Origin of the sequence: uncultured Oscillibacter sp. (assembly GCF_910579365.1) — a bacterium.
GTDB lineage: Bacteria > Bacillota > Clostridia > Oscillospirales > Oscillospiraceae > Oscillibacter.
Map to the genome: position 1 here is coordinate 1 of NZ_CAJTUX010000005.1, position 25,354 is coordinate 25,354.

The 25,354-nt window shown below is 62.6% G+C and carries 23 protein-coding genes and 1 pseudogene; 3 read left to right on the forward strand and 21 right to left on the reverse strand.

Annotated features, from left to right (window positions below; translation table 11 throughout):
• The 3 genes and pseudogenes from QZ329_RS02640 to QZ329_RS02650 all read right to left on the reverse strand — a co-directional run.
• Positions 1-673 (reverse strand): annotated as a pseudogene (locus QZ329_RS02640) (threonine--tRNA ligase); the annotation flags it as partial.
• Positions 674-1,126: 453 nt separating this feature from the next.
• Entirely contained in the window at positions 1,127-1,654 is a 528-nt protein-coding gene (locus QZ329_RS02645) for a nucleoside recognition domain-containing protein (RefSeq protein ID WP_295748043.1), read from the reverse strand.
• Positions 1,651-2,232, reverse strand: coding sequence for a spore maturation protein A (locus QZ329_RS02650; RefSeq protein WP_295748045.1), 582 nt, complete (start codon positions 2,230-2,232; stop codon positions 1,651-1,653). Before QZ329_RS02650 ends, QZ329_RS02645 begins: the two co-directional genes overlap by 4 nt.
• A 145-nt stretch (positions 2,233-2,377) precedes the next feature.
• Between QZ329_RS02650 and QZ329_RS02655 the strand changes: the two genes are divergently transcribed.
• Entirely contained in the window at positions 2,378-2,629 is a 252-nt protein-coding gene (locus QZ329_RS02655) for an AbrB/MazE/SpoVT family DNA-binding domain-containing protein (protein ID WP_295748047.1), read from the forward strand.
• A 233-nt stretch (positions 2,630-2,862) separates the two neighbouring features.
• Here QZ329_RS02655 and QZ329_RS02660 read toward each other — a convergent pair whose 3' ends face one another.
• The 15 genes from QZ329_RS02660 to QZ329_RS02730 form a co-directional block, all read right to left on the reverse strand.
• On the reverse strand, positions 2,863-3,681 hold the full coding sequence (locus QZ329_RS02660; protein WP_295748049.1) for a histidinol-phosphatase HisJ family protein: 819 nt from the start codon (positions 3,679-3,681) through the stop codon (positions 2,863-2,865).
• On the reverse strand, positions 3,678-4,313 hold the full coding sequence (hisIE, locus tag QZ329_RS02665) for a bifunctional phosphoribosyl-AMP cyclohydrolase/phosphoribosyl-ATP diphosphatase HisIE (RefSeq protein ID WP_295748051.1): 636 nt from the start codon (positions 4,311-4,313) through the stop codon (positions 3,678-3,680). Before hisIE ends, QZ329_RS02660 begins: the two co-directional genes overlap by 4 nt.
• A complete protein-coding gene (locus QZ329_RS02670; RefSeq protein WP_295748052.1) occupies positions 4,297-4,758 on the reverse strand; it encodes a hypothetical protein in 462 nt (153 codons plus the stop codon). Before QZ329_RS02670 ends, hisIE begins: the two co-directional genes overlap by 17 nt.
• Before the next feature lie 26 nt (positions 4,759-4,784).
• On the reverse strand, positions 4,785-5,540 hold the full coding sequence (gene hisF, locus QZ329_RS02675) for an imidazole glycerol phosphate synthase subunit HisF (RefSeq protein WP_295748053.1): 756 nt from the start codon (positions 5,538-5,540) through the stop codon (positions 4,785-4,787).
• Positions 5,534-6,253: a 1-(5-phosphoribosyl)-5-[(5-phosphoribosylamino)methylideneamino]imidazole-4-carboxamide isomerase gene (gene hisA / locus QZ329_RS02680; RefSeq protein ID WP_295748055.1), complete on the reverse strand. Its 720-nt coding sequence runs from the start codon at positions 6,251-6,253 to the stop codon at positions 5,534-5,536. The genes hisF and hisA overlap by 7 nt, the downstream gene beginning before the upstream one ends.
• A 16-nt stretch (positions 6,254-6,269) precedes the next feature.
• Entirely contained in the window at positions 6,270-6,740 is a 471-nt protein-coding gene (locus tag QZ329_RS02685; RefSeq protein WP_295748057.1) for a pyridoxamine 5'-phosphate oxidase family protein, read from the reverse strand.
• 15 nt (positions 6,741-6,755) lie between these two features.
• Positions 6,756-7,367, reverse strand: a complete 612-nt coding sequence (gene hisH / locus QZ329_RS02690) for an imidazole glycerol phosphate synthase subunit HisH (RefSeq protein ID WP_295748058.1) — start codon at positions 7,365-7,367, stop codon at positions 6,756-6,758.
• Positions 7,368-7,955 carry an imidazoleglycerol-phosphate dehydratase HisB gene (gene hisB, locus QZ329_RS02695; RefSeq protein ID WP_295748060.1) on the reverse strand — a complete coding sequence of 196 codons (588 nt, stop codon included), beginning with the start codon at positions 7,953-7,955 and terminating at the stop codon, positions 7,368-7,370.
• 14 nt (positions 7,956-7,969) lie between these two features.
• Positions 7,970-9,034: a histidinol-phosphate transaminase gene (gene hisC / locus QZ329_RS02700; RefSeq protein ID WP_295748062.1), complete on the reverse strand. Its 1,065-nt coding sequence runs from the start codon at positions 9,032-9,034 to the stop codon at positions 7,970-7,972.
• The gene (gene hisD, locus QZ329_RS02705; RefSeq protein WP_295748064.1) at positions 9,031-10,329 is read right to left on the reverse strand and encodes a histidinol dehydrogenase; all 1,299 of its coding nucleotides are present in this window, start codon (positions 10,327-10,329) and stop codon (positions 9,031-9,033) included. Before hisD ends, hisC begins: the two co-directional genes overlap by 4 nt.
• The gene (hisG, locus tag QZ329_RS02710; protein ID WP_295748066.1) at positions 10,326-11,897 is read right to left on the reverse strand and encodes an ATP phosphoribosyltransferase; all 1,572 of its coding nucleotides are present in this window, start codon (positions 11,895-11,897) and stop codon (positions 10,326-10,328) included. Before hisG ends, hisD begins: the two co-directional genes overlap by 4 nt.
• Positions 11,898-12,104: 207 nt before the next feature.
• Positions 12,105-13,466 carry a class II fumarate hydratase gene (fumC, locus tag QZ329_RS02715; protein WP_295748175.1) on the reverse strand — a complete coding sequence of 454 codons (1,362 nt, stop codon included), beginning with the start codon at positions 13,464-13,466 and terminating at the stop codon, positions 12,105-12,107.
• Positions 13,467-13,667: 201 nt separating this feature from the next.
• On the reverse strand, positions 13,668-14,792 hold the full coding sequence (locus tag QZ329_RS02720) for a DHHW family protein (RefSeq protein ID WP_295748068.1): 1,125 nt from the start codon (positions 14,790-14,792) through the stop codon (positions 13,668-13,670).
• A 12-nt stretch (positions 14,793-14,804) separates the two neighbouring features.
• Positions 14,805-16,199, reverse strand: coding sequence for an MBOAT family O-acyltransferase (locus tag QZ329_RS02725; RefSeq protein ID WP_295748070.1), 1,395 nt, complete (start codon positions 16,197-16,199; stop codon positions 14,805-14,807).
• A gap of 12 nt (positions 16,200-16,211) precedes the next feature.
• On the reverse strand, positions 16,212-16,694 hold the full coding sequence (locus QZ329_RS02730; protein ID WP_295748072.1) for a DUF4358 domain-containing protein: 483 nt from the start codon (positions 16,692-16,694) through the stop codon (positions 16,212-16,214).
• Positions 16,695-16,850: 156 nt separating this feature from the next.
• On the opposite strand from QZ329_RS02730, the gene QZ329_RS02735 reads away from it, so the two are divergent.
• Complete coding sequence (locus QZ329_RS02735) at positions 16,851-17,888, forward strand: aminotransferase class I/II-fold pyridoxal phosphate-dependent enzyme (RefSeq protein WP_295748073.1); 1,038 nt, start codon at positions 16,851-16,853, stop codon at positions 17,886-17,888.
• A 53-nt stretch (positions 17,889-17,941) separates the two neighbouring features.
• On the opposite strand, the gene QZ329_RS02740 is transcribed toward QZ329_RS02735, so the two are convergent.
• Genes QZ329_RS02740 through QZ329_RS02750 form a run of 3 tightly spaced genes read right to left on the reverse strand, consistent with a single transcriptional unit; the run spans position 17,942 to position 20,183 of the window.
• Positions 17,942-18,124 (reverse strand): hypothetical protein, encoded by a 183-nt coding sequence (locus tag QZ329_RS02740; protein WP_295748074.1) that lies wholly within the window; start codon positions 18,122-18,124, stop codon positions 17,942-17,944.
• A gap of 51 nt (positions 18,125-18,175) precedes the next feature.
• Positions 18,176-18,826 carry a TrkA family potassium uptake protein gene (locus QZ329_RS02745; RefSeq protein WP_295748076.1) on the reverse strand — a complete coding sequence of 217 codons (651 nt, stop codon included), beginning with the start codon at positions 18,824-18,826 and terminating at the stop codon, positions 18,176-18,178.
• Positions 18,827-18,863: 37 nt separating this feature from the next.
• Positions 18,864-20,183 (reverse strand): potassium transporter TrkG, encoded by a 1,320-nt coding sequence (locus QZ329_RS02750; protein WP_295748078.1) that lies wholly within the window; start codon positions 20,181-20,183, stop codon positions 18,864-18,866.
• A gap of 242 nt (positions 20,184-20,425) precedes the next feature.
• Here QZ329_RS02750 and QZ329_RS02755 point away from each other — a divergent pair, with 242 nt between their 5' ends.
• Positions 20,426-25,300: an S-layer homology domain-containing protein gene (locus QZ329_RS02755; protein WP_295748080.1), complete on the forward strand. Its 4,875-nt coding sequence runs from the start codon at positions 20,426-20,428 to the stop codon at positions 25,298-25,300.
• Positions 25,301-25,354 lie beyond the last annotated feature (54 nt).

The window sequence follows — 25,354 nt, forward strand, 5'->3', positions numbered from 1 at the left end:
TGTTCTTGAGCACCATCCCCTTGGGCAGGAAGAAGGGGAAGCCGGGGCCCTCCTCCGCCATCATGAACAGCCCCAGCTCCTTCCCCAGCTTGCGGTGGTCCCGCTTCTTGGCCTCCTCGATGCGCTGGAGATACTCGTCCAGCTCGTCCTTCTTGGGGAAGGCCACGCCGTAGATCCGCTGGAGGGTCTGGCGGCTGCTGTCGCCCCGCCAGTAGGCGGCGTTGCAGGCGGTGAGCTTGATGGCGTTTCCCTTGACGCGGCCCGTGGAATCCAGGTGCGGGCCGGCGCAGAGATCGGTAAACTCCCCCTGCTTGTAAAAGCTGATGGCGGCGTCCTCCGGCAGATCGTTGATGAGCTCCACCTTGAACGGCTCGCCCTTCTCCTCCATGAACTTTACGGCCTCCGCCCGAGGCAGCTCGAAGCGCTCCAGCTTCAGCTTCTCTTTGCAGATCTTCCGCATCTCGCCCTCGATCTTCTCCATGATCTCCGGCGTGAAGGCAAAGGGAGAGTCCATATCGTAGTAGAAACCCTCGTCAATGGAAGGGCCGATGGCCAGCTTCACCTCCGGATAGAGGCGCTTGACGGCCTGCGCCAGGATGTGGGAGCAGGTGTGCCAATAGGTTTTGCGGTAGGTCTCGTTTTCAAAGGTATACAGATTGCTTTCTTCACTCATAAAAATTCCTCCTTGTATTAAGGGGTAAGGCTAAAAAATCTCACCCCTGACAAAAGATCAGGGGTGAGATACGAAAAACGTATTCCACGGTTCCACCCTGCTTGCGGTTCACTGGGAACCGCCGCTCGTGTCCTCTGTAACGGGAGGGCCCGGCCCGGTCATCCCGGGCGGCTCAGGAGTGGTGGAAGTCTGCCTTCCGCGCGGGATGCTCGCAGCATACGCATCCCTCTCTGGGCGTTTCCGGCGGTTCCGTCTCCGTCATAACCAATTTGACAGGATACACTATAGCATTGAAGAGGAGAAATGTCAAGAGGCCATTTGCCGTTTATGCCCCCGCGCAAGACGCGCGCCGGTCTCCCGGCGTCCGGCCCATGGCGCGCTTTCAGGGCCCTTCGAATTCCCCGAAAAGCCGCCCGATTCTTTCCCGGCCCTCTTCCGAACCGCCGTCCAAGCTCACCCGCCGGTTCCGAAAAACAGTCTTACCGCCAGCGCCGCAGCGGCAAATCCTGTCAAATCCGCCGCCAGCGCCGCGGGAACCGTGTGCCTTGTCTTGGTGATTCCGGCGGAACCGAAATAGACGGCAATGGTGTAAAAAGTCGTCTCCGTGCTGCCCAGCATCACCGCCGCCACCCGGCCCACATAGCTGTCCGGCCCATGGGAGGCCATCAGGTCGCTGGCCACCGCCAGAGCTCCGTTGCCGGACACCGGACGGACCAGCAGCAACGGCGCCGTCTCCGGCGGGATGCCCAGCAGCTCCAGCGCCGGGGCAAAGAGTCCGGACAGCCACTCCATGGCCCCGGAGGCCCGAAACATACTCACCGCCGTCAGCAGTCCCACCAGAGCCGGAACGATGCGCAAAAGCACCGTCAGCCCCTCCTCCGCCCCGTGGGTCAGCGCGGCATAGACGTCCACCCGCTTCCCCAGGCCGTACACGGCCACCGCCGAGAGCAGCACCGGAATCACCAGAGAGCTGAGGTTCATCGCTCTTTCCTCCCACGGGACAGCAGCCAGGCCGCCGCCAGTCCCGCCGTCACTGACAGCGCCGACGCCAGCCATACCGCCGGCAAAATGTCGAAGGGCGTTCGGCAGCCGGCGGCGGCCCGAACCGAGGCGATGGTTGCAGGCAGCAGCTGAATGGAGGCGGTATTCAGCACCACCAGCAGACACAATTCATCGCTGGCCACGCCTCCGCAGCCCCTGGCCATTCTCCGGGCGGCGCGGATGCCCAGAGGCGTGGCGGCGTTGCCCAGCCCCAGGAGGTTGGCGGAGACGTTGGCGGAAACCGCCGCCAGGGTCTCCGTATCCCGGCAGGCGTTTGGAAGGAGGCGGCGCAGAATGGGCCGGAAAAGCCTTGCCAGTCCCGCCGAGAGACCGCAGGCGTTCATCACCTCCATCACGCCGCTCCACAGGCACAAAATTCCCGCCATGGAGACTCCCAGCTCCACGGCGGAACGGGCGCCCTCCAGGGCGGCGTTAGCCACCGCGTCCAGGTTTCCGGTTGCCAGCCCAAACAACAAAGACAGCGTCACCATCCCCGTCCATACCCAAGCCATCGTCATAATAAACCGCCTCCTTTTGCCTTTTTTCGCCAATTTATGAACATCTTCTTAAATTTCCAGGAAAGAATTGACAAACTCCAACCTGGTATGATAATATCGCACCACCTGTTGGAAGACATCGTGGACATCGGGAAAGGAGAGAGCTGTGAAATCGACTGGAATCGTAAGAAAGGTGGATGAGCTGGGCAGAATTGTGCTTCCCATTGAGATGCGGCGCACCTTGGACATCGCGGAACGCGACGCATTGGAAATCTATGTGGAAGGCTCGTCTGTTATTCTCAAAAAGTACAAGCCCAGCTGCATTTTTTGCGACGCCACCAAGGACATCATGCTCTTCAAAGGCAAGAGCGTTTGTCCCAAGTGCATGAAGGAGCTGTCCCGCATGAACGCCTCCTGAGGTGACCGCCTCAGGAGCGGACTGAGGCGGAGCATCCGCTCCGCCTCCGGCCCAACGTGAACGCCAGACCCCCATGATAGCCAACAGGACTTCCCTTTTCCGCCGTGGTGGAAGCGGCAGAGGGGGAAGTCTCCTGGGGGGCTGGAGGATCGGCCTCTACTATCCGAAAAAAGACGCGGAAGCCGCCGCTTTGGCAGCTTCCGCATCTTTTTGCCCTTTTCCGGATCACCAGCTCACAAGGGGCGTTCCTCCCAACCGGACCGCGTCAGCAGCGTGGAGCGGTCAAATCCCGCCTCCCGCGCCAGCTCCGCCGCCTGGGCATAGCCAAACCCAATGGCGTCCGCGCTGTGGGCGTCGTCCGTGAAGATGATCCCTCCGCCCATGCTCCGCCATTCCCGCAGCAGGAAGATCGCCGGGTAAGGGCTCTTGCGATACCCCCGGCTCATGCCCCCGGTGTTGACTTCCAGCAGCGTAACTGCGGGGTCTGCGGCGTGAAGCGCTTCCAAGGCGGCGGCACGGTAGGAGGCCGCCCGTTCGTCAAAAAGCCGGTACCCCTCATTGTACTTGGCAATCAGGTCCAGGTGCCCCAGAATGGTGGGGCGCCGGGCCGCCATCCTCTGGACTTCCCCGTAATACTCCCTCGCCAGCGCCAGGAAGTCTCCCCCGAATTTCTCCAGGCAGCAGCGGACCAGCCGCTCCTCGTTCCAGTCGACGGCGCGGGGCTCTCCGTCCGGCCCTGTCACGTAGTGGACGCTTCCAATCCAATAGTCCAGGCCCTCCGGCGTCACGTCGGCGCGGCTGTCCAGCTCGACGCCAAGCAGCACGTCCATCCGCCCGGCGAACTCCTCCCGCAGCCGCAGAACCTCCTCCCGGTAGACCGTCATATCCGCCGGGAGGACACAGCCCTCGTCCTCCGGAATGGGGGTGTGGCTGTGGCCCGAGGCCCCGAAGGAGACGGCCCCGGCCTCGTAAGCCGCCCAGGCCATCTCCGACAGGGAATCTGTGCCGTCGCACATGGTAGAATGGGTGTGGACGGAGCAGAGGCCGTTCATTGCATCCGCTCCTGCTTGACCTTGTGGTCCACCACATGGCGCTTCTCCAGCTCCCGGGTGATGTCCTCCACGGAAATTCCCATCTGGACCATCAATACCATCACGTGATAGCAGAGGTCGGCGATCTCATAAACCGTCTCCTCCCGGTCCTCTTTCCGTCCGGCAATGATGACCTCCGTACATTCCTCTCCCACCTTCTTGAGAATCTTATCCAGGCCCTTCTCAAAGAGATAGGTGGTATAGCTGCCCTCCTTGGGACTGGTCCTCCGCCCGGCGATGAGGCGGTAAAGCCCCTCATAGCTGAACTTTTTCAGCTCCTCGGAGAGATAGAGCTCCTGGAAAAAGCAGCTCTCCGCCCCGGTATGGCAGGCGGGGCCGTCCTTCACCACCTCCACCACCAGGGCGTCTCCGTCGCAGTCCGCCGTGATGGAAACCACGTGCTGGCGGTTTCCGCTGGTCTCCCCCTTCCGCCAGAGCTCCTGGCGGCTGCGGCTCCAGAAACAGGTCCGCCGCTCGTCGATGGTGATGGCCAGACTCTCCTCGTTCATATAGGCCAAGGTCAGGACCTCCTTGGTATAATGGTCCTGGACTATGGCGGGGATCAGTCCCCGCTCGTCATATTTCAGCTTCATCGCCGTCCCCTTCCCGCGCTGTGATATGGAACCGGCAGTCCGGCGCTCCATTCAAAATGGTGCCCTCCGGGTCTATGTCAAAGACCCGGTCCGGCCACAGCTCCCGCAGGATGTGCCGGACGCTCTGCCGGGAGCACTCGCATAAATGACAGGAATTGATGTAGCCCTGCGTGTGCAGCGCGCAGGTGCACTGGTGGAAGATCAGCCAGAACTCCCGGTCCCGCCGCACGATCTCCGTTTCCAGGCCGCCCAGCTCTCCAAGGGCCTGGAAAAAATCGTTGATCTCGCCGCCGCAGCGCTCATAGACGCCCCGGTAGAAATCCAACATGCCCATTTGGAGGCAGTTCTCCGCGCAGCTTTGAAACAGCGTTTCCCGCTCCTTCTCCTGCAGGGCGGAAAGCCCCTTCTCAAAGCCTGCAAACCACCAGCGAATCTCATTATCCATGTTGTACGCTCCTTTGCTCCGTCTTGCTAAATGCGCATTTCCACGCCCCTGCCCCGCAGGAAGCGCTTCAGCTCTTTGATGTCCACCAGTTTGGAGTGGAAAATGGAGGCGGCCAGGCCCGCGTCGATCCCCGGGTGCGTAAAGAGCTCCGCGAAGTGCTCCGGATTCCCTGCGCCGCCGCTGGCGACAATGGGCACGCTGACCCGGGCCGCCAGTTCGTCCAGCATCTCCAGGTCAAAGCCGCTTTTCACGCCGTCGGTGTCAATGGAATTCAGCACGATCTCCCCCGCGCCGTCTCTCACGCCCCGGACCGCCCAATCCATGGCGTCGATGCCGGTATCCTCCCGGCCGCCCTTGGCGAAGAGACGGAACCGTCCCTCCACCCGCTTCACATCCATGCTCAATACCACACACTGGTCCCCGTAGCGCTTCGCCGCCGCCGCGATGATGGAGGGGTCCGCGATGGCCCCAGAGTTGACGCTGACCTTGTCCGCACCGCACTTGAGCACCCGGTCAAAGTCCTCCAGCGTCCGGATGCCCCCGCCCACGGTCAGGGGAATGAAAATCTCCGAAGCCACCTGCCGGAGGATATCCGTAAACAGCCCCCGGCCCTCGGCGGAGGCGGTGATGTCATAGAACACCAGCTCGTCGGCCCCGGAGGCGTTGTAAAACCGGGCCAGCTCCACCGGGTCCGCCATATCCCGGAGGCCCTCAAAATTCGTGCCCTTCACCACCCGGCCGTTCCTGACGTCCAGGCAGGGGATGATCCGCTTGGCTAACATGCCCCCACCTCCTGCATGACGGCCCGCAGGTCCAGGCGTCCGGTGTACAGCGCCTTGCCCAGAATCGCGGCCCGGACACCCATGCGCTCCAGCCGCCGCAGCTCCTCCAGCGAACTGACGCCGCCGGAGGCGGTCACCTCCAGCCCTTCAATCCGGACCAGCTCCTCGTAGAGTTCCAGGTTCGTCCCCTGGCCCGCGCCGTCCCGGCTGATATCGGTATAGATGATGGTCTTCACCCCCGCGTCCCACAGACGGCGGCAGAAATCCACCCCCTTCTCCCGGGACAGCTCCTTCCAGCCGTTGACGGCTACGTAACCGTCTCGGGCGTCCACGCCCACGGCAATCCGGTCTTTGTATGTCTGGGCCATGCGAGCTGTAAAGTCAAAATCCTTTACTGCTATGGTACCCAGGATACAGCGGTCCACCCCCAGGTCCAGGTACTGGCGGATGCGCTCCTCGCTGCGGATGCCGCCGCCCACCTCCATATAAAGTCCGCCCTGCCCGGCAATAGCGGCGATGCTGTCAAAATTGGCCGGAGCGCCGTCCCGGGCGCCGTCCAGGTCCACTACATGGAGATACCGGGCTCCGGCGTCCATAAATTCCCTGGCGTAGGCACAGGGGTCCGTTCCGTAAACCGTCTCCTGGCCGTAGTCCCCCTGGTAAAGGCGAACCACTTGTCCGCCCCGCAGGTCAATGGCGGGAAAAATCTGCATGATATCCCTCCCCTTCTTATGGATGGATTTTACAGGTCAGTTCCTCCGCCTCCAGGCGGAAGACGCAGACAGCGTCCAGGGCCGCTTTGCCAATCTCCCACTGGTCCCTGTCGGCCACATGGGCCAAAATGGCGGAGAGGCCCGCCTGCTTATCCGCCGCCGTCTCCAGCAGCGTCACCGGGCCGCCGCCCATGACGCATTGGAAGCGGGAGGTATAGTCGCAGGCCTTGGGGCCCGACACCCATTCATGGCCGGTATCCATCTCAAACGCGGCCCAGCCCGCCCTGCGGATCAAGTCGATCTTTCGCCCCTCCTGCGCACTGTGGAAATAGAGGGTATACCGCCCCTCCCGCTCCACAAAGCCGAAGTCCATGGGAACGACATATGCCCGCTCCCCGTCGCACAGGCCCAGGCGGCAGCATTTACAATTCGTAATAATCTCCCGGATTTTTACAGGGTCGGTGACCTCCCGGTCCTTCCTTCTCATAGGCGTCCTCCTTCTTCACAGCTCTCCAAAAGCCCGCAGCAGCCGCAGCCCCGCGTCCCCGGACTTCTCCGGATGGAACTGCGTTCCCCAGACGTTCCCCCGGCGGACCACGCCGGTGACGGATACGTTTCCGTACTGGGACGCGCCCAGGGTGCTCCCGGCGCAGTTCCGAGCGTAAAAGCTGTGGACATAGTACACATATTCGCCGTCCTTAAAATACCGGAACAACGGGTCGTCCCGCAGAACCTCCAGGCTGTTCCAGCCCATGTGGGGAACCTTTTGCGCCTTGTCCGTCAGGTCCTCCGCCAGGGACGCCACCTCGCCGGGAACCAGCCCCAGGCCGGGGTGCTCGCCGTACTCAAAGCTCCGGTCAAACAGGAGCTGCATCCCCAGGCAGATGCCCAAAAGCGGCTTTCGCTCCGCCTCCTCCAGGAGAACGGGGACCAGCCCGGCGGCGTCCAGCTTGGCCCTGGCGTCGCCGAACGCCCCCACGCCGGGGAGGATGATGCGCTCCGCTGCCCGAAGCCTTGACGCCTGGCCGGTGACCTCCGCCTCCAGGCCCAGGGCGCGGAGGCTGGAGGTCAGGGAGAACAGGTTGCCCACGCCATAATCCACAATCGCAGTCATTTACAGCACACCTTTCGTGCTTGGAATGTCGTCCAGATGCTTCGGGTCAAAGGCCGCGGCCCCCTTCAGCGTCCGGCCCATGCCTTTAAAAACGGCCTCCAAAATGTGGTGGGTATTCTCCCCCGCCATCCGGCGGATGTGGATGGCGCCGGGGCAGTTCCGCACGAAGCCCAGCCAGAATTCCTGGGCAAGCTCCGTGTCAAAATCCCCCACCTTGGCGGCGGGCAGGTCCACCGCCCAGCCCAGGTAATCCCGGCCCGACAGGTCGCAGGCGCAGAGGACCAGCGTCTCGTCCATGGGCAGCAGAAACTGGCCGTAGCGGACGATGCCCCGCTTATCCCCCAGGGCCTCCTGAAACGCCTTGCCCAGGCAGATGCCAATGTCCTCCACCGAGTGGTGGTAATCCACCTGCGTGTCGCCGCGGCAGGTCACTGTAAGATCAAAGTCCCCGTGGCGGGCAAAGAGCTCCAGCATATGGTCCAGGAAGCCGCAGCCGGTGGCGATCTCCGCCCTGCCGGTTCCGTCCAGATTCAAAGCCAGCCGAATCTGCGTCTCCTTCGTGTCTCGTTCAATGCTTGCGGTGCGCATGGCCGTTTCCCTCCTCATCCGTTGTCCAGCACCTGGTCAATCCGCTCCGCCAGCGCCTCCATCTGCTCCTTGGAACCGATGGTAATGCGGACGAAATCCCGGATGCGGTCCTTGTCAAACCAGCGGACCAGAACGCCCTGTTCCTTCAGTCTCCGGTAGAGCTCTCCGCCGGGGATGCGGTCCGATCTGGCAAAGAGAAAGTTGGCGGAGGAGGGCAGAACGGAAAATCCCCGGTCCTCCAGCGCCGCCGCCGTCCAGGCCCGGTTGTCCCGAATGGCCTGGCAGCAGGTCTGAAAATACGCCTCGTCCTCCATAGCGGCGGTTCCCGCCAGCAGGGAGAGACGGTTCACATTATAGGGATTGAAACTGTACTTCACCCGGTTCAGATCCGCGATGAGCTCCGGGTCCCCCAGCGCAAAGCCAATCCGTCCCCCGGCCAGGGAGCGGCTCTTGGACATGGTCTGCGTCACCAGAAGGTTCCCGTACTCCCGAACCAGGGGGACGCAGCTCTCCGCCCCGAAGTCCACATAAGCCTCGTCCACCAGGACCACCCGGTCCGGGTTTTTCTCCAGCAGCCGCCGGATGTCGGAGACGGGAATGGTCATGCCCGTAGGGGCGTTGGGGTTGGCAATAACCACCATGCCGGGAAAGTCCATGTAGTCCTCCGCCCGCAGGGCGAACCCCTCCCCCAGGGGAATCCGGCAGGCTCTCAGGCCGAAGAGGGCCGCCTGCGCCTCATAGAAGCCGTAAGTGATGTCGGCAAAGGCCACGTCCTTTCCTCTCCCGCAGAAGGCCCGGAAGGCAAAGGCGAGTATCTCGTCGGAGCCGTTGCCGCTGACGGCGTTCTCCGGGCCCAGGCCATACCGCCGGGCAATGGCGCCGTTCAATGCGGCGCAGGTGGGGTCGGAGTAGAGGCAGAGCTTTTCCACCTCTGCCCGGCTCACCGCCTCCAGCACCTTGGGCGAGGGCGGGAAGGGGCTCTCGTTGGTATTCAGCTTGATATACTGCTGGTCCCGGGGCTGCTCGCCGGGGGTATAGGGGGCCAAGGCCATGGCCTCCGAAGATAAAAACCGGCTCATTCAAACACCGCTTTCGTTCCAAATTCTCTCCGGCTCAGCGCCGAACGGGCGTGGCCCTCCAGGCCCTCCCGACGGGCAAAGTCCGCGATCCGGTCCGCCCAGGCATTCAGCGCCGGACGGTCATAGCAGAGGAAGCTGGAGCGCTTCATGAAGTCATCCACGCCCAGGGGACTGGAGAACCGGGCCGTGCCGGAGGTGGGCAGGGTGTGATTCGGCCCGGCGACGTAATCCCCCAGAGCCTCTGGTGTAGAGCGGCCCAGGAAGACGCTTCCGGCGTTCCGAATGCGGGGCAGCAGGGCGAAGGGGTCGTCCACGCAAAGCTCCAAATGCTCCGGGGCAATGCGGTTGACCGCCTCCACCGCCTTGTCCAGGCTGTCCGTGACGAGAATCTTCCCATTGTCCTCCAGGGACCGGCGGGCGATCTCCCGCCGGGGCAGCGTCTCCAGCTGGGCCTCCACCTCCGCCTGAACGGCCTCCGCCAATTCCCGGCTGTCCGTCACCAGCACGGCGGAGGACCGCACGTCATGCTCCGCCTGACTGAGGAGGTCCGCCGCCGCCCATTTCGGGTCGGACTTCCCGTCCGCCAGCACCAGGATTTCACTGGGGCCGGCGATCATGTCAATGGCCACCCGGCCAAAGACCTTCCGCTTGGCCGTGGCCACGAACACGCCGCCGGGGCCCACGATCTTATCCACCCTGGGCACGCTCTCCGTGCCGTAGGCCAGGGCCGCCACGGCCTGGGCCCCGCCGATCTTGAACACCGCGTCCGCCCCGGCAATCCGCGCCGCCGCCAGGGCACCGGGGCTGATGCTTCCGTCCCGGGCAGGCGGCGTCACCAGGACGGTCTCCCCCACTCCGGCGATCTTGGCCGGAATGACGTTCATCAAAATAGTGGAGGGGAAGGCCTCCGGACTCCGGGGCACGCAGACGCCCACCTTTTCAATGGGCGTCCACCGCTGGCCCATGACCACGCCGGGCCGGTCCGTCAGAACAAAATCGTTGTGCCGCTGGCGCTCGTGGAAGCGCCGGATGTTCTCCGCCGCCTCCCGCAAAGTATCCAGGAAATATCCATCCACCGCCTCCAGGGCGGCGTCCAGCTCCGCCTCCGTCACCCGGAGACTGTCCAGCTCCGCGCCGTCAAAGCGGCGGGTGTACTCCCGGAGGGCGGCGTCGCCCCGCTCCCGGACCGCCGCGATCACGGCGTCCACCGCGGCGGAGACGTCCTCCTCCGCCTGAATGTCCCGGTTCAAAAGCGCCTCCGGCGGGAGACCGTCAAACTCCAGAATTTTCATCATGTCCCCGTCACCTCCGTCAGCTTTTGCAGCAGGGTCTCCACCTCCCGGCGCTTGAACTGGAAGCTGGCCCGGTTGGCAATGAAGCGGGCGGAGATGGGCATAAACTCCGTCAGCACCTTCAAATGGTTCTCCCGCAGGGTCGTGCCGGTCTCCACAATGTCCACAATTACATCGGAAAGGCCCAAAATCGGGGCCAGCTCGATGGACCCGTTCAGCTTGATGATGTCAATGTCCCGGCCCTGGGCCGCGTAATAGGCCTTGGCGATGTTCACAAACTTCGTCGCCACCCGAAGGGACCGGCCCGGGTCGTCCCGGAAGTCCTCGGGTCCCGCCACGCACATGCGGCACCGGCCAAGACCCGTGTCCAGCAGCTCATAGACGTCGGCCCCGGACTCCTCCAGGATGTCCTTTCCCACGATGCCGATGTCCGCCGCGCCGTGCTCCACATAGATGGCCACGTCGCTGGGCTTCACCAGGAAATAGCGGATGCCGGCGGCGGGATTCTCCACCACCAGCTTCCGGCTCTCGCTGTAATCCTCGGGGCAGCCGTAGCCCACGCCCGCCAGGAGGTTGTACACCCGATCCCCCAGGCGGCCCTTGGGCAGGGCCACGTTCAGCATACGCTTTTCCCGCCCGTTCGATGCCTCGTCGCTCAGGCGGTCCAGCTCGTCCAGATACAGCGCGAAGCCCACGGCCCTGGCCCCGGGGCGGAACTGCTCCGCCAGGGGGTCGTACCGCCCGCCTTTGAGCACCGCTCGGGGAATGCCGGCAAGATACCCCTGGAGCACCAGACCGTTGTAATAGTCCATATCGTTCACCAGGGACAGATCCAGCCGCAGCTTCTGTCCCTCCGCCGCCAGCGCCCCGCACAGCGTCCGCAGCTCCGTCAGAGCCGCTCCCATGGCGGCGTTGAGGGCGATGGGCTCCGCCTGGTCCAGTACGGTCTCCCAATCCCCCGCCAGGGAGTCCAAACGGCAGAGGGCTCCGGCGCCCTGATTGGAAAGTCCCGCCTCCTCCGCCGCCGCTTTCAGCTCATGGAGGTTCCGATTCCGGATGCAGCGGAGCAGCCGGGGGCGGACGGCCTCCGGCGCGCCCACGGCGTCCAGCAGGCCCGCCACGAAGCCCATGTGGCTTGCCTCCACCACAAACTCCCGCCCGGTCAGCGCCAGGCTCCGGCAGGCCAGGGACACCGCCCGGGCAGTAACTTCATCGTCCACCGCGCCGATGCACTCCAGCCCCATCTGGCTGATCTCCTGGAAGGTGTGGCTCTCCTGACTGGGGCGGTAGACGTTCTCGGAATAGTAAAACCGCCCGCAGCTCCCCTCCTCGACCTGGGCGTTCTTGGCAATGGAGAGCGTGACGTCCGGTTTCAGCGCCAGCAGCCGCCCGTCCAGGTCCGTGAAGGTGATGACCTGATCGCTGGCCAGAAACCGGCGGTTTTGCTGGTAGAGGCCGTACTCCTCAAAGCGGCCCATGCGGTACTGCCGGAAGCCCGCCTGCTCATACAGCAAGCGGAGCTGGAGAGACAGCCGCTCCTGGGGGCGCAAACAATTCAAATCCAATTCCACGGGGATTCCTCCTTGTGGGGCAGGGCCCCATTGATGGATTTCAGTATACACCGATTTTTTAATAAGGTAAAGCGCTAATTCGCTAGTACGGCAGAATCTCCGATTTTCACAAAAATGCCCTCAGGCCGGACCCGATTTTATAGGACTTTGCGGAGACGCCCCATGTCCCCACTCCTGCCGGCGCTCTGGCAGGCGGAAAATTCCATGTCAAACCATTTTTTCCGGCCGGACGGTTTCGTCAAATTCCTCCGCCGTCAGAAGGCCCAGGGAAAGGACCGCCTCTTTCAGCGTCACCCCATCGTGAAGGGCTTTCTTGGCGCACTCCGCCGCCTTTTCATAGCCGATCTTCGGCGTCAGGCAGGTCACCAGCATCAGGGAATTGTTCAGGTTCTCCTCCATCCGCTCCACATTGGGGGTGATGCCCTCCACGCAGTGAACCCGGAAGGAGTCCATAACGTCCGCCAGCAGCCGGGCGGAGAGCTGGAAGTTATAAGCCGACACCGGCAGGAACACATTCAGCTGAAAATTCCCCTGAGAGGCGGCGAAGCCAATGGCGGCGTCGTTCCCCATCACCTGCACCGCCGCCATGGTGACAGCCTCGCACTGGGTGGGGTTCACCTTGCCGGGCATGATGGAGCTGCCGGGCTCGTTTTCCGGAATGCGGAGCTCCCCCATGCCGCAGCGGGGACCGCTGGCCTGCCAGCGAATGTCGTTGGCAATCTTCATCAAATTCGCCGCCAGGGCCTTCAGAGCCCCGTGGGCGAACACCAGGGCGTCCTTGCTGGTCAGGGCGTGGAACTTATTTCCGTCGGGCTGGAAATGCAGGCCCGTCAGGAGCCGCAGCTCCTTGCAGGCCATCTCATCATAGCCCTTGGGGGCGTTCAGCCCGGTGCCCACGGCGGTGCCGCCGATGGCCAGGCGGCAAAGCTCCGCCTGGGCCGCCCGGAGCATCCGGCAGGGGGCCTCCACCAGCTCCCGCCAGCCGGAGACCTCCTGGGCGAAACGCAGGGGCGTGGCGTCCTGAAGGTGGGTCCGGCCGATGCGGATGAGGCCGGGATAGGCCGCCTCCAATTTCGCGAAGGCTTCCGCCAGCCGCTCCGCCGCCGGAATGACCCCGCCCGCGACGCTCAGGGCCGCCGCGATGTGGAGGGCGGAGGGATAGGTGTCGTTGCTGGACTGGGAAGCGTTGACATGGTCGTTGGGGTGGAGCTTAACGCCCCGGTCCGCCGCCAGATGGGCGATGACCTCGTTGACGTTCATGTTGGTCTGGGTGCCGCTGCCGGTCTGCCAGACCACCAGGGGAAACTCCTCGTCCCACTTCCCCGCTCGGATTTCCTCACAGGCGGAGGCGATAGCGGCAGCCTGCTCCGCCGTCAGCTTGCCCGCAGCGGCGTTGGCCTTGGCGCAGGCTTCTTTTAAGTAAGCGAAGGCTGTGATGATCTCCTTGGGCTGGCGCTGGCCGCCGATCTTGAAGTTCTCCAGGCTCCGCTGGGTCTGGGCGCCCCAATGGCGGTTCGCCGGGACGGCGATTTCGCCCATGGTGTCGTGCTCGATGCGGGTGGCGTTCATCATTTCTGCTCCCCTCTTTCGTTTTTTCATGTTGCTAGTATACCGGCGGAACGGTGCGAACGTAAGAGCCGCCGCCTCAATCGCAAAGCGCTCCTTTGATCTACTCATGTCCATAAACGGTTTCCGCCTTTACGGCGTTTATTATAACCGCATGAACGCCCAAAAGCAAGCCCGCCGAAAAAACCTTCGGCGGGCGGTTCGTCACTGGGTCAGCAGGACCAGATTCCGGTCCGTGATGAAATTCGGCACGCTGTAGACCACCGCGATGGCGTCTATGCCGTTTTCCGCCGCGTACCCTGAGGCGGCGTATCGGTAATACCGTGGGTCCAGGAGGTGGACTTCTTCAAAGTGCTGGGCCAGGAAGGAGGCCAGGGAATCCGCATAAGAGTCCCGGATCACCAGCAGCTTCCCCGTTCCTTCCGGATTGCGGATGACGCAAAGCGGCTGATTGCCCCCCAGGAAGGCGGAGTATTTGTCCTTCTCTCCCAGGTAATCGTACTCATACAAGCGCGCCTCCTTGGGCGTGCCATCCCGCCAGGAGGTGACCGTCAGACCGCTCTCCTTCACCCAGAATTCGATGCTGTCCGGCTCCAGCCAGTGAATGCCGGACTGGGAATAGAGGGTTCCCTGAAACCCGTTGGAAACCGGGAGGTCCCACGCCTTCACCGCCTCCGGCTCCGGAACCTCCTCCCCACGGCCCAGGGCCTCCATCAGGGCGGCGTAGCCGTAATAGGCCCCCAGGGTGGTCCAATGGTGATCCGTGCGGTAGAAGATATCCTCCCCGGCGCGGCCGCTCAGGGCCGTGAGGAAATCAATGGACTCCGCGCCCTCCAGCTCCGCGGCCCGGGCGATGAAAGCCGCCTGGTCCCAGCTCTCCGCCCCCTTGGGCAGGCGGTCCCGCCAGATTTCCGCCGCAGAGGGAATCAGGCCCAGGTACACCGGGACCTCCGTCCGCTCCGCCAGGCGGGAGACATAGCTCAGATTCTTCTCCTCCAGACCGTCCCGGGGCGGCTCCACCTTGGCAATCAGGGTATCGCCGCAGAGGTACACTCTGTTGAACTCCCGCTTGCCCAGAAGCTGCTCCGTTCGGGCCTTAAGGCCCGTCCACTGCTCCCGGAGGGGAAACTGGTCGGCAAAATAGTCCTCCACGCCCTTGGTAAAGCTGCCGTCCTTCAAATTCTCCCAGGAGAACTTCGGGAACTGGGCCAGGGTCCGGTTCTCCACGCCGGAGCGGTCCCGGTCCGGCAGAAGGACATGCCACGCCAGCAGTCCACCCAGGAAGAGGCAGAAGAAGGCCGCGAGAAAACGGCTGTATCTCGTTGTCATTCCGCCTCCTCCTTAAAACCGGAAATACAAAAAGGGATTGTAGCTGCCGTCCACCAGATACGCGGTGGAGAGGACCAGCCCCAGAACCATCAGCACCGGCGCCAGAACTCTCCGCCCCCGCTCGGGGAGCTTCTCCCACAGGTCCACGGCCAGAGTGGTGGAGCCCAGCGCCAGCAGCGCCAAAATCACAGCCCAGCTCCGAAGACGGTAGCCGTCCAGGGCGCTCCACAGCGGCCCGCCGCCGAAGCAAACCGCCAGATACCGCCCGCAGACCCCCAGGTCCTCCATGGCGAAGATACCCCAGCCCACAAAGACCACCGCCAGCGTATAGGCCCGCTTCACCCAAACCGGCGTCCGCGTTAGGAGGTCCCGGAACACAAACCGCTCCAAAATCAGCCACAGGCCGAAGTACAGTCCCCAGAGAATGAAATTCCAGCTGGCCCCATGCCAGAAGCCGGTGCAAAGCCAGACGGTCAGCAGATTCCGCAAAGTCCGGGCCTTCCCCTTCCGGCTGCCTCCCAGGGGAAAGTACAGGTATTCCCGAAACCAGGAGGTCAACGACATGTGCCACCGCCGCCAGAACTCCCCCACGGAGAGAGAGAGGTACGGGTGGTCAAAGTTCTCGCCGAACCGGAAGCCCAGGATGCGCCCCAGGCCAATGGCCATGTCGGAGTATCCGGAGAAATCGAAGTAAATCTGAAATCCAAAGGCCAGCAGTCCCGTCCAGCCCCCCGCAGCCGTCAGCGTCCCGGCGCTCTGGGAGGACAGGCAGCTCTCCCACAGCGCTCCAGCGGCATTGGCCAGCAGCACCTTCTTGGCAAGGCCCGCCGTAAACCGGCAGGCCCCCCCAGCAAAGTCCTGTGAGGTGACGGTCCGCCGCGCCAGCTCCGCCGCCACCGTCTTGTACTTCACGATGGGCCCGGCAATGAGCTGGGGGAAAAGGGTGACATAGGCCCCGAAGTCGACAGGATTCCGCTGCACCGGCGCGTCGCGGCGGTAGACGTCGATGGTGTAGCTCATCGTCTGGAAGGTGAAAAAGGAGATGCCCAGCGGCAGAGGCAGGCCCAGCTCCGGGAGGGACACGCCGGGAAGCAGGGACAGATTGGCCGCCAGAAAGTCCCAGTACTTGAAGAACCCAAGAAGCAGCAGGTTGAACACCACCGACTGCCCCACAAACCACCTCGCCAGCCGGTCCCGGTCCCGGAACTTCTCCACCAGAAGGCCGTGGGTATAGTCGATGAAAATGGACAGGAACATGATTCCCACGTACACCGGCTCGCCCCAGCCGTAGAAAAAAAGACTGGCCAAAAGCAGCACAAAATTACGCCGCCGAAGCGGCGTAATAAAGTAAAGTGCCAGCGTCAGCGGCAGGTATCCGAATAAAAACGTCAGGCTGCTGAAAACCATGGGACGCTCTCCTCACGAAAATTGCCGGTTAAACTGCTCCTCCAGGCTCTCCTGGAACTCCCCCGAGGCGATCAGCGCCGCGTAGGTCCCCTGGCGCAGCACCTCGGCCTTCTCCCAGGCGGCCTGGGTCTCGGGATACCAGGCCCCGCCGTTTACCTGGGCGTCGACGCGGGCCTGGAGGATGCCGGCGGCCTCCTCCGCGTCCTCCTCCGTCTCCCCCTGGAAGAGCACAATCTCATTCACGTCGGAGCTCATGGCGGGAACCTTTGCCAGAAGCTGCCCGGCGGGAACCCCGGCGAGACCGGGATAGTAGCTTTCCAGCAGCTCTCCCTCCACGTCCGTCATATAGCCGTCTTCCCAGCCGCAGGCCTCCGCCATTCCGGCATAAAGGGCGCTGAGGGACACCTCCGCCGTCTCCGCCCCGCCGCCGTCCGCCTGCCCGCAGCCGGAGGCCAGCAGCAGCAGCGCCAGAACCCACACCGTTCTTCTCTTCATCCCGATCTCCTCCCGCTCCCGCAGACGGCTCCGCCGCCGGAAAAGTTTTCTTTTTGTTCCTTGTTTTTATACAGGATTCACGCTATAATTTCAACATCAAATCTGTAACATTCCGTAACAGTTCCACTGTTTGGTTGTTACTTTCTGGAGGTCGCCATGTACAGTTTCCGCAACGACTACAGCGAGGGAGCCCACCCCAAGGTGCTTCAGGCCCTCACCGAGACCAATCTGGAGCAGACCCGGGGCTACGGTCTGGACCCCCGCTGCCAAAAGGCGGCGGACCTGATCCGCTCCCTCTGCGCCGCCCCGGAGGCGGACGTCCATTTCCTGATGGGCGGCACGCAGGCCAATCTCACCGTCATTGAGGCGCTGCTGAAGCCCTATGAGGCGGTTCTCTCCGCCCACACGGGGCACATCCACGTCCACGAGACCGGGGCTGTTGAGGCCACGGGGCGCAAGATTCTCCCCCTCAAGAGCGCGGACGGCAAGGTCACGCCCGCGACGATCGAGTCCGTGGCGGAGCTCCACGGGGACGAGCACCAGGTCAAGCCCGCCATGGTCTACATCTCCAACACCACGGAGGTGGGCACCGTCTACTCCAGGGAGGAGCTCTCCGCCCTCCGCCAATGCTGTGACCAGCACGGCCTCCTCCTCTTTCTGGACGGGGCCCGGCTGGGCTCCGCCATGGCCTGCGGGGACCTCACCTTCCCGGACCTGGCGGCCCTGACCGACGTCTTCTCCATCGGCGGCACCAAAAACGGCGCCCTCTTCGGCGAGGCCGTGGTCCTGCCCACTCCCCGGAAGGATTTCCGCTGGTACATGAAGCGCCGGGGGGCCATACTGGCCAAGGGCCGCCTCCTGGGCGTCCAGTTTCAGGCCCTGCTGGAGGACGATACCTTCCTCAGCGCCGCCCGCCACGCCAACCGTCTGGCCCTCCGCCTCCGGGACGGCGTCGCCGCCCTGGGTTATCCCCTGCCGCTGCCCTCTCCCTCCAACCAGCAGTTCCCCGTGCTCCCCAACGACGTGGTGGAGCAGCTCCGGGACATGGGCTATGCGTTCGAAACCGACCACACCGTGGACGCCGGACACACCTGCATCCGTCTGGTCACCAGCTGGGCCACGCCGGAGCAGGCTGTGGAGGATTTTCTCTGGGACCTCTCCGTCTGCGCGGGCGCAGGCCGGGAAACACACTGACCCCGCCAGCCGTTTTCCACCCCCTCCGGCATTGCCGGAGGGGGTGTTTTCGGTCACTCAATATGCTCCTCACAGAAATTGTCCAACACCCGGAAGCCCATCTCTTCCGGCGGCGCCACCGGGAATTTCGCGATGGTGTCCGGGTCGAAAATGGGACACATCCGCTTCTCCGGCTCCAGCCGGAGGAACGGCTTCTCATCGTCGCGGCCATTGACCGCCCGCTTATCCTCTGACATAATATCACCCCGAAGGGAGTATGCGCGGAAGACGGGGATTTTATGTTGCCGTCAGTGCAGATTCATCAGGCGGATGCCCGCCTCCTTGTCTCCGGCGACGATGAGGTGCGCGTCCTCCCGGAAGCGGTACTGGGGGTCCACCAGAGGCACCACCACGTCGCCGCTTTTCACGCCCAGGATGTTGACGTTGTACTTCCGCCGGACCTCCAGCTCCACGACGGTGTGGCCCGTCCACTCCGCGGGGACCTCCAGCTCGAAGATGGCAAATTTCGGCGTCAGCTCAAAATAGTCAAAGACGTTCTCGGCGGAGAAGCGGATGGCCGAACGGCGGGCCATGTCCATCTCCGTATGGACCACGAAGTCCGCGCCGATCTTCCGCAGGAACTTGATCTGCCGCTCCTGGTCCGCCCGGGCCACCACAAATTTCGCCCCCAGCTCCTTCAAGGCGGCGGTGGCCTCCAGGGAGCACTGAAAATCGTCCCGAACGCAGACGAAGCACACGTCAAAATTCCGGATGCCCAGAGACGCCAGCACATCCTCGTCCTGGCAGTCCCCCACGCAGGCGGCGGTGGCGGTGGCGGCCACCCGGGCCACCTTGTCCTCGTCCTTATCCAGGACCATGACCTCGTTCCCAAGCTCCAGCAAATACCGGGTCAGGTGCCGCCCGAAGCGGCCCAGACCGATGACCAAAAAGGATTTCACAGCCATTCTCCTTCATTTAAATATCATATCCAAATTTTTATCCAATCAAAATCTTCTCCGGCACATAGCGGATGCAGTTCTGGGCCGCTTTTCCCCGGGTGATGGCCATGGCCACGGACATGCTCCCCACCCGCCCGGCAAACATCATCAGAATCACCGTCCACTTGGACAGCAGCGGCAGAGTCCCGGTGACGTTCCGGGACAGTCCCACGGTGCTCATGGCGGAAAAGGTCTCATACAGCGCGTCCGTCAGGTCCACACCCTGCACGCACAGCACCATGCACCCCGCCAGGACCCCCAGCAGGTAGATGCCGGCGGTGGAGCTGGCCTTGTGGATGTCCTCCTCGTCCAGGCGGCGGCGGAAGATGTTCAAATCGTCCTGCCGCCGGATGCGGGCCCGGACTCCCAGAAGCAGCACCGCGAAGGTGTTCACCTTCACGCCGCCGCCGGTGGACCCGGAGGCCGCCCCCACGAACATCAGCACCAGCATCAGCAGCACGCCTCCCTGACTCAGGGAGGCCTGATCCACCGTGGCGAAGCCCGCCGTCCGGGCCGTCACCGACTGGAAGGCCGCCATCAGCGCCCGGACCGGGGCGCTCTCCCCGGCGAAGGCGTGGTCCGCCTCCAGGAAAAAAAAGGCCAAGGCTCCGCCGGTGTAAAGAACCAGCGTCATGGTAAAGGCCATCTTGGAGTGCAGCCGCCAGCGGCGGAAGCGGCGGCCGTGGGTCAGCACGTCGTCCCACACCAGAAAGCCCAGTCCCCCGCAGACGATCAAGGCCATCAAAACGGCGTTCAAAAGCGGCTCCCCCGCCGCAGAGGTCAGGGACGCGCCGGTGCCCAGCAGGTCAAAGCCCGCGTTGCAAAAAGCGGAGACGGCGTGAAACACCGCCATCCAAAGCCCCCTGCCCAAGCCGTACCGGGGGCAGAACCACAGCGCCAGCAGCGCCGCGCCGGCCCCCTCGCACGCCAGCGTCACCAGCAGAGCCCGGCGGGCCAGACGCACCACGCCTCCCAGCTGCAAAGCCCCCACGCTGTCCTGAAGCAGAGCCCGCTGCCGCAGGCTCACCCGCCGCCGGACCAGCAGCGCCGCAGGGAGAGACGCCGTCACAAATCCCAGACCTCCGATCTGAATCAGCAGCAGCACCACCGCCTGACCGAAGGGGGTGAACTGGGTGGCGGTGTCGTACAGCGTCAGCCCGGTGACGCAGGAGGCGGAGGCGGCGGTAAACACCGCCCCGGTCCAGGAGATGGACTCCCCGCTTCGGGAGGCGATGGGCAGGGACAAAAGGCACGCCCCCGCCAGAATCAGCAGGGCGAAGCCCAGAGCCAGAGTCTGGACGGCGTTCGGACGGCGCATAGGGAAAAATCTCCTTTTGACAATTTCTGAAAAAGCGTCGAAACCGCGGCGCTTCTCTTTGTTATTATACTCGTTTGCTCCTCTGATTTCAAGGGTTCGGCGGTTTTTTCGAAAAGCGGGCGAAAAAAGAGTTCGGAGATAAAAAAACCGCCCTCGCCTCTTGCTTTTTTATCCCGTGTTTGGTAAACTGAAGTAGCCACTATACATGCGGCAATTTTGTTATGATGAAAGGAGCAGAAAACATGAGTAAACGCCTGTTGTCAGCGCTCGTTGCCTTCTGCATGGCGCTGACGCTGATGCCCTCTTGGGCTCTGGCCGACGAACCGGCGGACGATGGTCCGAGCGAAGACCCCGCAGCCGTCGAAACCCCGGCGGAGCCTGAGGAGAACGAGGAGGAGGATGGGGCCAGCGCCCCGGAAACTCCTGTCGTTCCCGAAAAAGAAAAGGAGACTATCGAGATTGAGCTGACCGCCGACGTCGATCTTCCCGACGGCGGCGAGAGTCTGGAGAGCTATCTCTCCACGATCTTTCCTGGTCTGTTTGGAGACGCTGATGACGGCGTTGATACCCTGGCGAACCTCGCCGGCGAGGCGGGTTCTCCCCTTAATGCAAACGAAAAGAAGTTCTATGATCTAGTCCGTGCGGATATTGAGGCTGTCGCTGACGGAACGAAGACCAGCACGGTCTTTACATACGATCACGATGACGGCATCGACACATGGGGCAACATGCTTATCGATGGCACTGGAAGTTGGCAGAAGATCGTAAACTGTCTGAATGTGGACTGTGCCGCATCGCTCTATTGGGCTGACAGAGGCGCTACCGCTGACACTCCCTCTGAACTTCACAGAGAGAGCTTCCGTCTTAACATAAGTGGAACGGCCGACTCCCAAGGTGGTCCCATGACAGCCGTCACCTCTGTAACGCTCACCATCCTGGTTGATTTTAAATATTCCTCTGATGGCAAGATTGGCACCACGACCGTTGCCAAGAACGCCATGAATGTGGCTGCGGCAGCTATCACTAACGCCCAAGAGATTGTTGATGCCAACAGCGGCAAGTCCGACTATGAAAAGTTGTATACTTACATGACGGAGATCTGCCGTCTGGTTGAATACAATCACGACGCTCTGACCGGCACCATCGAAACGCACAGTGAAGGCCCTTGGCAGCTTATCTGGGTTTTTGATGAGGATGAAACCACGAACGTCGTCTGTGAGGGCTACGCCAAGGCGTTCCAGCTTCTGTGCGATCTGACGGAATGGGAAGATGATACCATCAAGAGCCATATTGTCTCTGGTCCTATGGGCGGCGGCACAGGCGAGGGTCCCCATATGTGGAACATCGTTACTGTTGGAGACCAAAATTACCTCGTAGACGTGACCAACTGTGACAGCAACTCTATCGGCAGCCCCGATAAGCTGTTTATGGCCGGCATTCCATACAGTCAGGAGGAAGGACGCTACCGTCTTGATTTTGATGAAGATAACTTCATCACTTATAACTATGACCCTAAAACAACCGGCCTCTATCAAAACACCGGAATTTTGAATTTGTCCGCCAGCGACTATGTGCCTCCTCACTCCCTGAAAGGCACAATTTCCATTACCGGTGCGCCCAAATATAACGAAATCCTGACTGCCGCTTATACCAAGGGGGAAGGGGAAAACGACTCTTCCGCCACTTGGAAGTGGCTTCAAGACGGTACTGAAATCAGCGGTGCCTCCGGCACTACTTACCGTCTCACTGTCAATGATATCGGTAAGCACATCAGCGCAAAAGTCACCATTGAAGAGGCCAGCAAAATTTCCAACGCTGTTGGTCCCGTGGAGAAGGCGGATGGCCCCGCCGCTCCGACGAACGCCACCGCCACCAGCACCTACAACAGCATTACGGTAACAGCAACGCCCTCTGCGGACTATGAATACGCCATTCAGTCCAGCGCTGACATTCGTTGGCAGAACAGCAATACGTTTACTGGTCTGAACGAGGGCACCACGTATACGATTCTTATCCGCGTCAAGGAAACGAATACCACCAAACCCGGCACGATTGGCAGCATGACCGCTACGACCAAGGGCGCCCTGAGCGCGAATTCCTTCCAGGTCGACACGCCCACCGTTGTTTACGACGGCGCCGCGAAGAGCACCACTGTCACCGCCCCCGACGGCGTTATTCCTACCGTTACATACCGGCAGAATGGGCAGATTGTCGCGTCTCCCACCAATGCGGGCGTTTACGACGTATACGTTACAGCGACGGCAACCGCGGAAAGCGGCTTCTCTGATTTGACTACCCCTGTCAAAGTCGGCGCCTTTGAAATTACCAAGGCCCCTGTGACCATCACGGTCCCCTCCACGGTTTCCACCAACATCAATGGAACCGTGCAGCTGAATGCGGCGACGGACCCCGTCGGACTCACTTTGAGCTATACCAGCGCAAATCTTTCTGTCGCCACAGTGAACCAGACCGGACTCGTAACCGGAAAAGCGGTAGGCACTGCCGTAATTACCGTCTCCTATGCCGGAGACAACAACCACCAGGCGGCTGAATCTAAACAAGTAACCGTCAACGTGACCGATCTGCCTGTTTGGGGGATTGCTTTCACCTCTCCCACCGAAACGGTGGAGTTCGGCGGAACGGTTACAAATGCGGCCACCGTTACGAAACCTGCGGGCGTGGCTTCCGAGCCCGCCGCTCCCACCTACACCAGCAGTGATGAAACTGTCGCCACGGTGGACGCCTCCGGCACAGTCACGGCGCGCAAGGCCGGCACCGTAACCATCACCGCCTCTGTCGCAGGCGTGGCGGGAGAAGTCGCCGAAAACAGCGCCTCCTATACACTGACGGTGACTCCGAAGCGCATCACCCCCACCGTGGAACTGACCGGCGGTCCCTGGACCTACACCGGCAGCGAGATCAAGCCCGGCGTGGTTGTCAAAAACGACGGATCCGTGCTTGCGGAAGCTGAATACGACATCGGCTACGACAACAACATCAACGCGGGCACCAACACCGCCCATGTTACCGTCTCCCCCGCCCAGGGCGGAAACTACGTTTGGGACCCTGTGATCACGCAGTTCAGCATTGAAAAGGCGGTTGTCGCCACGCCTCCCACGGTACAAAAGACCCACGGCACTGTGACCGAAGGCCCGCAGACCTACAGCATCGCCGCCCTGCTTTCCGGCTACACCAATGTCACCTATGGCGCTCTTACCGTGAGCGATGGCAACAGCCTGTTGGGTCCTACCGTGACCATCAGCCCGGACGGCGTTCTCTCCTACACCCTGACCGGAACGGGAAATGAAGGCCAGACCGCCACTGTGACGGTTCCTGTCCAGTCTATGAACCATCAGGACTTCAACCTGGTTTTCACCATCACGGTGAAAAACCTCCCCGCAGGCGCTGCCCTCGCCCCCATCGCTGTAACCCTTACCCAGGGCGCCGGCACTACCTACACGGTGACCATCACTCCGCAGGACGGCGCGGAATACAGCTTTGATAACGTATACTGGGGCCCCAACAACACGCTCACCGGCCTGGAGGGCGGCGATTCCTATATCGCCTACATCCGCCGCGCCGCTGTGGAGGATGTCTCTCTGGAAGGCCCGGAGCAGAGCACGTCCATGACGATTGTTCCCCCCGCCTTCAATCCCAACGGCGGCACCTTCCGGGGCAGCCAGCAGGTGACGCTCCACGCCAAGGACGGCGCGAAAATCGTCTACACCACCGACGGCACCGAACCCACCTATAATATCCCCGAGGGCGCGGAAGAGCCCGTGATCTCCGGCATTCTCTATGACGGCAATGCCTTCTCCATCACCAACACCACTACCGTCAAGGCCATTGTGGTAAACCTGAACGAGGATGGCGGCGTCGCTTCCAAGAGCGAAGTCCACTCCGTCACCTTCACCCGGCGCTCCACCGGCGGCGGCGGTGGCGGCGGCGGCTCCACCGTCATCAACGGCGGCACCGCCTCCACTTCCAAGCCCAGCACCTCCTCTACCTCCACCACACCCAGCGTCTCCAGCGGCCGGGACACCACCACTGCCATGCCCAACGCCACCGTGAAGGACGGCGCCGCCTCCGCCAACATCAGCGGAAGCCTGGGTCAGGACCTGGTGAACCAGGCTGTGGAGAACAACAGCAGCACCGTGGTCATCGCCCCCTCCATCAACGGCGAGGCCGATCAGACCAGCGTCACCATTGGCTCCAGCGTGGTCGGAGACATCTCCAAGCGCACGGACGCGGACCTTCAGGTCGTGACTCCCGCCGCTAATGTGACCATCTCCAATCAGGGTCTTTCCAGTCTGGCGTCCAAGGGCGGTTCCCTGGTGGTCAACACCGCCGCCAAGGGCGGCGCCATTGACGTCACCATCACCGCCGGCGGCTCCGTGGTGGACCGCGTGAGCGGCGGCGTGACCGTGGAGATTCCCGCCAACTGCACCGCCGGCACTGTGGCCATGCTCACCAAGGCCGACGGCACCACCGAGCTGCTCCGCAAGTCTGTGGCCGATGCCGCCAGCGGCACCGTCACCGTTCCTCTGGACGGTTCCGCCTCCATTACTCTGGTGGACAACAGCAAGTCCTTCGGCGACGTTCCCGCCGGGAACACCTTCGCCAACGCCGTGGCCTTCGTCTCCAGCCGGGAGATCATGAACGGCACCAGCAGCGGCGTTTTCAATCCCAGCGCGCCCATGACCCGCGCCCAGCTGGCGAAGGTCCTCCACAATCTGGAAAGCAATCCCGCCGCCGAGGCCGGCAGCTTCTCCGACGTGACCGGCGACGCCTGGTGCGCCGAGGCTGTCCAGTGGGCCTCCTCCAAGGGCATTGTCACCGGCTATGCCGACGGCAGCTTCAAGCCCAACAACTACATCACCCGCGAGCAGCTGGCCGTCATGCTCTACCGCTACGCCGGCAGCCCCGCGGTCAGCTCCACCGATCTCCGCTTCAACGACGCTTCCCTGGTGGGCGGCTACGCGCAGGCTGCCATGGCCTGGGCCACCCAGAACGGCGTCATCAACGGCAAGGGCGGCAACATGCTGGACCCCAAGGGCCAGGCCACCCGCGCCCAGGTTGCCCAGATGCTGCTGAACTACATGAGCAACATCGGCTGAACCAAATACCGCGCAAAAAGAGTCCCGGACATCCGTCCGGGACTCTTTCTCTTT

Coding starts and splice junctions, on each gene's coding strand:
- QZ329_RS02645 (WP_295748043.1), bottom strand. CDS start 1,654: ATGAACCTCAGCTCTCTGGTGATTCCGGTGCTGCTCTCGGCGGTGGCC.
- QZ329_RS02650 (WP_295748045.1), bottom strand. CDS start 2,232: ATGACGATGGCTTGGGTATGGACGGGGATGGTGACGCTGTCTTTGTTG.
- QZ329_RS02660 (WP_295748049.1), bottom strand. CDS start 3,681: ATGAACGGCCTCTGCTCCGTCCACACCCATTCTACCATGTGCGACGGC.
- hisIE (WP_295748051.1), bottom strand. CDS start 4,313: ATGAAGCTGAAATATGACGAGCGGGGACTGATCCCCGCCATAGTCCAG.
- QZ329_RS02670 (WP_295748052.1), bottom strand. CDS start 4,758: ATGGATAATGAGATTCGCTGGTGGTTTGCAGGCTTTGAGAAGGGGCTT.
- hisF (WP_295748053.1), bottom strand. CDS start 5,540: ATGTTAGCCAAGCGGATCATCCCCTGCCTGGACGTCAGGAACGGCCGG.
- hisA (WP_295748055.1), bottom strand. CDS start 6,253: ATGCAGATTTTTCCCGCCATTGACCTGCGGGGCGGACAAGTGGTTCGC.
- QZ329_RS02685 (WP_295748057.1), bottom strand. CDS start 6,740: ATGAGAAGGAAGGACCGGGAGGTCACCGACCCTGTAAAAATCCGGGAG.
- hisH (WP_295748058.1), bottom strand. CDS start 7,367: ATGACTGCGATTGTGGATTATGGCGTGGGCAACCTGTTCTCCCTGACC.
- hisB (WP_295748060.1), bottom strand. CDS start 7,955: ATGCGCACCGCAAGCATTGAACGAGACACGAAGGAGACGCAGATTCGG.
- hisC (WP_295748062.1), bottom strand. CDS start 9,034: ATGAGCCGGTTTTTATCTTCGGAGGCCATGGCCTTGGCCCCCTATACC.
- hisD (WP_295748064.1), bottom strand. CDS start 10,329: ATGATGAAAATTCTGGAGTTTGACGGTCTCCCGCCGGAGGCGCTTTTG.
- fumC (WP_295748175.1), bottom strand. CDS start 13,466: ATGAACGCCACCCGCATCGAGCACGACACCATGGGCGAAATCGCCGTC.
- QZ329_RS02720 (WP_295748068.1), bottom strand. CDS start 14,792: ATGACAACGAGATACAGCCGTTTTCTCGCGGCCTTCTTCTGCCTCTTC.
- QZ329_RS02725 (WP_295748070.1), bottom strand. CDS start 16,199: ATGGTTTTCAGCAGCCTGACGTTTTTATTCGGATACCTGCCGCTGACG.
- QZ329_RS02730 (WP_295748072.1), bottom strand. CDS start 16,694: ATGAAGAGAAGAACGGTGTGGGTTCTGGCGCTGCTGCTGCTGGCCTCC.
- QZ329_RS02735 (WP_295748073.1), top strand. CDS start 16,851: ATGTACAGTTTCCGCAACGACTACAGCGAGGGAGCCCACCCCAAGGTG.
- QZ329_RS02740 (WP_295748074.1), bottom strand. CDS start 18,124: ATGTCAGAGGATAAGCGGGCGGTCAATGGCCGCGACGATGAGAAGCCG.
- QZ329_RS02750 (WP_295748078.1), bottom strand. CDS start 20,183: ATGCGCCGTCCGAACGCCGTCCAGACTCTGGCTCTGGGCTTCGCCCTG.
- QZ329_RS02755 (WP_295748080.1), top strand. CDS start 20,426: ATGAGTAAACGCCTGTTGTCAGCGCTCGTTGCCTTCTGCATGGCGCTG.